Here is a 5,324-nt window from a genome sequence, read left to right as displayed (position 1 = left end):
TTGCCAGTAGTGAAGGTCGGCGTTACGTAAATCTGCAGCACTGCACGCGCTAATTGTGCCATCTGCTGCTGCGCATGTCGGGCGTGGCAAGTTAGCAGCAAGATTAACGGTCACTGCACCGGATGCGGTCCAGCTATCGCGATTTATCCGTACTCGTTCGACCATATCGTTAGCCAGCCAGCTGGCAATAGTGCGCTGGCGAGCTTCATAACTGGCAAATTTTGAATGGGTTTGCAAAGCAACCAGACCAAGCAGCCCCAGCGACAGGATGACTGCGGTGATCATCACCTCCAACAGGCTAAATCCCTTCTCATGTGATGAGACATGAATGGCCATGGCTATTCCCAACAACTATTGCTAGCTGCACCAGAAGCACTTTTGACGCCCAACTGATTAATGGAAAACACCGTGCAATCGGTATCTTTGGCTTGGGCTGTCGTCGCGCCAGCACTGGCTGACAAGGTGTAGGTGTTGCCTGATACGGCAATGGATAATTGATACAGACCATTCTCAGATGCACTACTGATACCAAGAGCAGCAGCAGAGGATGCATACTGATTGAAATCCATAAAATAGGTTTCTTGCCGATTGGCTGCATTGAGCAGCATGCTCTTGGCTTCGACACGATGACTGGTCAGCACATATTGCTGATAGGCGGGATAAGCGATGGTGCCAAGAATCGCCACGATGGCGATGACAATCATCAACTCAATAAGAGAAAAGCCACGAAAGTATCCAATCATATCCCATCCTTGGTGACAGACTGCTTCATAAGTTTAACGCCGAGCCTGTCTCATGAACAAACCCGGCGTCATTATCAACACACTTTATTCTTAAGCCTTCCTGGCTGCACTCAAATTATTCTAAGTTCGGGAGGAACCTCAAAGACTACGTTCTCTTCACGGCCAGGATGCTCGGAGACCACCTTGCCACCCAGCTCCCGCAGGCGGGCAATCACGTTTTGCACCAGCACCTCGGGGGCGGATGCGCCAGCAGTGACGCCGATCGCCTTCACGTCTTCCAGCCAGCTCGCCTCGATCATCGACGCATCGTCGATAAGATAAGCTCGGGCACCCACCTTCTCGGCCAGCTCGCGCAGACGGTTGGAGTTGGAAGAGTTGCGAGACCCCACCACCAGCATGGCGTCCACCAGCCCCGCCATCTCCCGCACCGCATCCTGACGGTTCTGGGTGGCGTAGCAGATATCGTCCTTGCGCGGCCCCTGGATCTTGGGGAAGTGCTTGCGCAGCGCATCGATGACGTCAGAGGTCTCATCCACGCTCAGGGTGGTCTGGGTGACAAAGCAGAGGTCATCCGGGTTCTTCACCTTGAGCCTGGCCACATCTTCAGGCGTCTCCACCAGATACATGCCGCCTTCGCGATTCTCGTACTGCCCCATGGTCCCGATCACCTCGGGGTGACCGGCGTGGCCGATGAGCACCGCCTCGGAGCCCTTGCGGCTGGCTCGATGCACCTCCATGTGCACCTTGGTCACCAGCGGACAGGTGGCATCGAATACCTTGAGGGCGCGGGACTTTGCCATCTCGCGCACTGTCTTGGCCACGCCGTGAGCAGAGAAGATGACGATGCTGTCGTCCGGCACCTCGTCCAGCTCCTCGACGAAGACAGCGCCCGCATCTTTCAACTTGTTCACCACATAGCGGTTATGCACCACTTCGTGGCGGACATAGATGGGGGCACCGAACTTCTCCAGCGCGCTCTCGACAATACTGATGGCGCGATCGACACCGGCGCAAAAACCGCGAGGGTTAGCGAGCAGAATATCCATTAATGCACCTTCTCCTCATCATCAACATCCAGGATCTCCACCTCGAAGGTGACGGTATGACCGGCCAGCGGGTGGTTGAAATCGACCGTCACCGACATCCCGGCTACTGCCCGGATGATGCCCGGCAGCTCGCTGCCATTGGGCTGATCGAACAGGATGATGGTGCCGACTTTTGGCTCCACATCGGCGCCAAATTTGGCACGGTCGAGATGGTAGATGTTGTCGGGGTTGGAGAGGCCAAAGGCCTCTTCCGGCGCCAGCGTGAAACTCTTGCTCTCCCCTTCGCTCAGCCCCAGCAGGCACTGCTCGAAGGTGGGGGTCAGGCTGCCATCGCCCATCCGCAGGCGGGCAGGTTTGCCGTGCAGCGCCGTGCTGTCGGCAACCGAGCCATCTTCCAGCTTGATGGAGAAGTGGAACAGCACGCTGCTGTTAGCGGTGATCTGCTGGCTCATGCCTGCTCCTTTTTCTCACCACGGAAACCGTCCAGCACAATCATGGCGGCCCCGATAAAGATAAAACTGTCGGCCAGATTGAATGCCGGCCAGTGCGCACGCTGCCAGTAGAAGTCGAGGAAATCGACCACATGGCCCAACACCAGTCGATCAAAGACGTTGCCAAGGGCGCCGCCGATGATGAGTGAATAGGCGATACCGCTCCAACGCTGGGTCACCGACTGCTTGCGCAACCAGTGGATCAGCAATCCACAGATGGCAAAAGCCAGCACCGCGAAGAACCAGCGCTGCCAGCCCCCCTGATCAGCCAGGAAGCTGAATGCGGCGCCCTTGTTGTAGACGTGAACCAGATTGAAGAAGGGGGTGATCTCCACCCCCGGGTAACCAAATGGCAGCAACTTGACCACGGCGAGCTTGCTCGCCTGATCCAGTACAAAGGCCAGCACTGCCAGCCACAGCCAACGCAGGCCGCTTTTATGTTGAGTCATGTTCATCAGGCAAATTGACGCGTTTCGCCGTCACCCTCGACGTTGGTCACACAGCGACCACAGATCTCTTCGTGACCCGCGATGGTGCCCACATCTTCCACATGGTGCCAGCAGCGGTCGCACTTGGCGGCGGCAGACTGGGCCACGCTCAGCCACAGGTCATCACGCTCGGTAGCCACAGAGCCTTCCGGCGCAGTGTCAGCCTCCACAACCTTGGCTTTGGAGGTGAGCAGCACGAAGCGCAGCTCATCAGCCAGGGCGTTCAGGCGTGCAGCCAGCTCCGGCTTGGCGAACAGGGTCAGTTCGGCCTGCAGGGAACCGCCGATACGCTTCTCGCCACGGGCCACTTCCAGCGCCTTGTTCACTTCACCACGCACGGTGAGGATCTCGGCCCAGAAATCGTCGTTGAGGGTTTCACCCGCTTCCAGTCCGAACAGGCCGTCGTACCACTCTTCGGTGAAGACGAACTCGCCGCGCTCACCCGGCAGCAGGGCCCAGATTTCATCAGCGGTGAAGCTCATGATCGGCGCCATCCAGCGCACCATGGCCTCGGCGATGTGATAAAGGGCGGTCTGGCAAGAGCGACGGGCCAGGCTGTCAGCCTTAGCGGTGTACTGACGATCCTTGATGACATCCAGATAGAAGGAGCCCATCTCGATGGAGCAGAACTGCATCAGCTTCTGGGTCACGCCGTGGAAGTTGTACTCGTCGAACGCAGCCACGAGCTCGGCCTGTACCGCTTTGGCACGACCCACGGCCCAGCGATCCACCACTACCATGTCGGCAGGCGCCACCATATCGGTCGCCGGATTGAAGCCGTTCAGGTTGGCCAGCAGGAAGCGGGCAGTGTTGCGAATACGACGATAAGCATCGGCAGAGCGCTTGAGGATCTCGTCGGAGACGGTCATCTCGCCGGTGTAGTCAGTGCTGGCGACCCACAGACGCAGGATGTCGGCACCCAGCTTGTTCATTACGTCTTGCGGGCTCACCACGTTGCCGATGGACTTGGACATCTTGCGACCCTGGCCATCCACGGTGAAGCCGTGAGTCAGCACCTGGTTGTAGGGAGCCTTGTCTTTCATGGCCACGCCGATCATCAGGGAGGACATGAACCAGCCACGGTGCTGGTCAGAACCTTCCAGATACATGTCGGCCGGCTTGCCGTTGAACTCGGGACGGGCATCGACCACGGAGGCATGGGTAGAACCGGAGTCAAACCAGACGTCGAGAGTGTCAGGCACTTTCTCGTAGTTGTCGGCATCGGCGCCCAGCAGCTCGGCCTTGTCCAGATCCCACCATGCCTGAATGCCGGACTGCTCGACACGCTTGGCTACTTCATGCATCAGACGCACGGATTCCGGATGCAGTTCCTGGGTCTCTTTGTGGACGAACAGGGAGATGGGCACACCCCAGGTGCGCTGACGGGAGATACACCAGTCAGGACGGTTCTCGACCATCGCCTGAATGCGGTTTTTACCCCAGGCCGGTACCCAGCCGCTCTGGCCTTGCTGGGCAATGCCGTCCTTCTCGATGCGCTCGATCTCTTCCAGTGCGCGCTTGCGCAGATCCTTCTGCTCCATGCTGATGAACCACTGTGGAGTAGCACGGAAGATGATCGGGGTCTTGTGACGCCAGCAGTGCGGATAGGAGTGGTTGAACACCTTGTGATGCAGCAGGGCGCCGCGCTCGGTCAGCACTTCGATCACGGAGGCATTGGCCTTGAACACATGCTGACCGGCAAACAGTTCGGTATCCGGCAGGTAAACACCGTTGCTGCCAACCGGGTTGGCCACTTCCAGACCGTACTTCTGACCGACCACGAAGTCTTCCTGACCGTGGCCAGGGGCAGTGTGTACGGCACCGGTACCGGCATCCAGGGTGACGTGATCACCCAGTACCACCGGCACGTCGAAGCTGTAGAAGGGGTGGTTGAAGCGCAGCAGCTCAAGCGCGGCGCCCTTGGCGTAACCCAGATTGTGGAACTTCTCGATACCGGCGCGATCCATCACATCCTTGACCAGCTCGGCGGCCAGGATCAGACGCTCGGGGTGCTCACCTTCAACCTGCACCAGCGCATAGTCGAGGTCGGCATGCATGGCGATAGCGCGGTTGGCCGGCAGGGTCCACGGAGTGGTGGTCCAGATCACCGCAGAGATCGGCCCCTTGCCGGTGTGGCCTTCGGCGCAGTCAAACTTGGCGGCAACGGTCGCCTCATCAACGGCCTTGAAGCGCACATCGATGGAGGGGGAGTTTTTGTCGTAGTACTCCACTTCGGCTTCAGCCAAGGCGGAGCCGCAATCGGTACACCAGTGCACCGGCTTGGAGCCTTTGTGCAGGTGGCCGTTTTCAACGATCTTGGCCATGGAGCGGATGATGTTGGCTTCGGTGCCAAAATCCATGGTCAGGTAGGGGTGTTCCCAGTCGCCCAGCACACCCAGACGGATGAAGTCGGTCTTCTGCGCTTCGATCTGGGTCTTGGCGTATTTGCGGCACTCGGCGCGGAATTCGGCAGCGGAAACCTTCTCGCCCGGCTTGCCGACCATGCCTTCCACTTTCAGTTCGATAGGCAGACCGTGGCAATCCCAACCCGGCACA

The 5,324-nt window shown here is 58.7% G+C and carries 6 protein-coding genes; all 6 read right to left on the bottom strand.

Going from position 1 to position 5,324, the window contains the following annotated elements; translation table 11 throughout:
• Positions 1-336 (bottom strand): type IV pilus modification protein PilV (pilV, locus tag AACS18_RS01540; RefSeq protein ID WP_108613525.1); only part of this gene is annotated, 336 nt, incomplete at its 3' end.
• A gap of 2 nt (positions 337-338) precedes the next feature.
• Positions 339-743 carry a type IV pilin protein gene (locus AACS18_RS01535; RefSeq protein WP_019445575.1) on the bottom strand — a complete coding sequence of 135 codons (405 nt, stop codon included), beginning with the start codon at positions 741-743 and terminating at the stop codon, positions 339-341.
• A gap of 110 nt (positions 744-853) precedes the next feature.
• A complete protein-coding gene (ispH, locus tag AACS18_RS01530; protein ID WP_108613524.1) occupies positions 854-1,789 on the bottom strand; it encodes a 4-hydroxy-3-methylbut-2-enyl diphosphate reductase in 936 nt (311 codons plus the stop codon).
• A complete protein-coding gene (gene fkpB / locus AACS18_RS01525; protein ID WP_108613523.1) occupies positions 1,789-2,241 on the bottom strand; it encodes an FKBP-type peptidyl-prolyl cis-trans isomerase in 453 nt (150 codons plus the stop codon). Before fkpB ends, ispH begins: the two co-directional genes overlap by 1 nt.
• Positions 2,238-2,735: a signal peptidase II gene (lspA, locus tag AACS18_RS01520; protein ID WP_005340447.1), complete on the bottom strand. Its 498-nt coding sequence runs from the start codon at positions 2,733-2,735 to the stop codon at positions 2,238-2,240. The genes fkpB and lspA overlap by 4 nt, the downstream gene beginning before the upstream one ends.
• On the bottom strand, positions 2,735-5,324 hold a 2,590-nt coding region (ileS, locus tag AACS18_RS01515; RefSeq protein WP_258228814.1), incomplete at its 5' end, for an isoleucine--tRNA ligase. The genes ileS and lspA, both read right to left, overlap by 1 nt.

It is taken from the genome of Aeromonas sp. HMWF015 (assembly GCF_963878965.1).
In the GTDB taxonomy this organism is placed as follows: domain Bacteria; phylum Pseudomonadota; class Gammaproteobacteria; order Enterobacterales; family Aeromonadaceae; genus Aeromonas; species Aeromonas veronii.
This window is presented reverse-complemented; position numbering and strand designations above follow the sequence as displayed.